Source organism: Streptomyces sp. NK08204, assembly GCF_020400585.1.
Classification (GTDB): Bacteria; Actinomycetota; Actinomycetes; order Streptomycetales; family Streptomycetaceae; genus Streptomyces.
Genome location: NZ_JAINVF010000062.1, coordinates 1 through 1619 on the forward strand (window position 1 = coordinate 1; position 1619 = coordinate 1619).

At 70.3% G+C, this 1619-nt stretch carries 2 protein-coding genes; one reads left to right on the forward strand and one right to left on the reverse strand.

Features of this window, described 5'->3' with window-relative positions; all coding sequences use genetic code 11:
- Positions 1–112: 112 nt before the first annotated feature.
- Positions 113–601, forward strand: coding sequence for a hypothetical protein (locus tag K7G59_RS34285; RefSeq protein WP_225840630.1), 489 nt, complete (start codon positions 113–115; stop codon positions 599–601).
- Here the strand turns inward: K7G59_RS34285 and K7G59_RS34290 are convergent.
- On the reverse strand, positions 567–1349 hold the full coding sequence (locus K7G59_RS34290) for an IS5 family transposase (protein WP_225840632.1): 783 nt from the start codon (positions 1347–1349) through the stop codon (positions 567–569). The genes K7G59_RS34285 and K7G59_RS34290 overlap by 35 nt on opposite strands.
- Positions 1350–1619 lie beyond the last annotated feature (270 nt).

Below are 1619 nucleotides of genomic sequence, written 5' to 3' on the forward strand. Positions count from 1 at the left end.
AGAGGCCGTTGTCTTTCCGAGCGTGGTCGCAGTGTTTCTCCTGGTCAGGCATAGCTCGGCTGTCGTGCGGCAGTGATGGCATGTCGTGTTGTCTCCTGGGTGGAGGTGCGGGATGCCGTCGGTGATGGGGCTACTGGAGGAGCGGGAGCGTGTTGCCCGGCAGCGGGTGGAGGCTCTTCAGGCCGAGTTGCGGGAGGCGGAGGCTGTCTGGGAGCGGTTCGTGATTGCCCGCGAGACAGTCGGACAGGTCCTGGCGGAGCCGCGCGGAGGCGAGCAGGCCCGGCTGGTGGCCGATGAGCGGCCTGTGCAAGTGACCGGTGCGGTACCCGGCTCGGTGGTGCCGGTGTGGAGCGACGGGCTCGAGGTTGCGGTGCTGGCGCCGGACTACCGGCGGATCATGGACATCCTGGCCGAGCGGGCTCGGTCTGGCGGAGAGGCGATGGACTGTCGGCAACTCGCGGCGGCGCTGGAGCTCCAGCCGGTTCCGGCGAAGGTCGAGGGGGTGCGGTCGAAGGCGAAGCGCCTGGTGGCGCGAGGCTGGCTGGCCGAGGCGAGCCCGGGGATGTTCAGCGCGATCTCCGGGCGAGGCGTCGGCTCATGACCATGGTCATCGACCAGAGAATCATCGCCTCCGCGCTGTCTGTGCGTGTTTCGTAGTCGCGGGCCAAGCGCCGGGAGCGCATCAGCCACGCGAACGTGCGCTCCACCAGCCACCGCTTGGGCAGCACGGTGAACCCGGTGGTGTCGTCGCTGCGTTTGACCACCGTCAGCGCGATCCGCAGGATGTCGCGGGCGACGTCGACCAGGCGCCCGGTGTAGCCGCCGTCGGCCCACACCCGCGTGATCCGCCAGTGCCGCTGGTGCAGCCGGGCCAGCAGAGTCTGACCGGCGTCCCGGTCGGTGACGGACGCGGCCGTGACCATGACGGCCAGCAGCAGCCCGAGGGTGTCCACCACGATGTGCCGCTTTCGGCCGTTGACCTTCTTCCCGCCGTCGAAGCCCCGCGTCGCGGCCGGCACCGACGCGGCGCCCTTGACCGACTGGGCGTCGACGATGCCCGCGGTCGGCTCTGCATCCCGGCCCTCGGCCTTGCGGAGGCAGTCGCGCAGCCGGTCGTGCAGTTCACCGATCAGGCCCTTGTCCCGCCAGCGCCGCCAGAACGCGTAGACGCGGTCCCACGCGGGGAAGTCTGCGGGCATCGCACGCCACGTGATGCCGCCCGCGACCAGGTACCGCACGGCGTCGACCATCTGCCGGTGGCAGTAGCCCTCCGGCCGGCCGCCCCTGCCCTCCAGCCAGGGCGGCACCGGCAGCGACGCACGCACCTCGGCCCACTCGGCATCCGTCATGTCCGACGGATACGACGGGCGCCTGCGCGGCCGGTCGGCGGCATTGCCGTACACATGCGCGAGGCAATCACACGACGGCGCAGCTGAGTTGGACTCAACGGGCAGCGGCACGGAAGACTGCGGCACCAGGGCCTCCTGTTACTCATGGACTTCGACACCCACGAGCTGTGCAGGAGGCCCTGCCCTCATGCCCCGACCACGGGAAGATCACCCGACCGAGCCGCCGCAGTCGAACCCACACTCGCCGTGATCGGTACGACAACGGCTTCT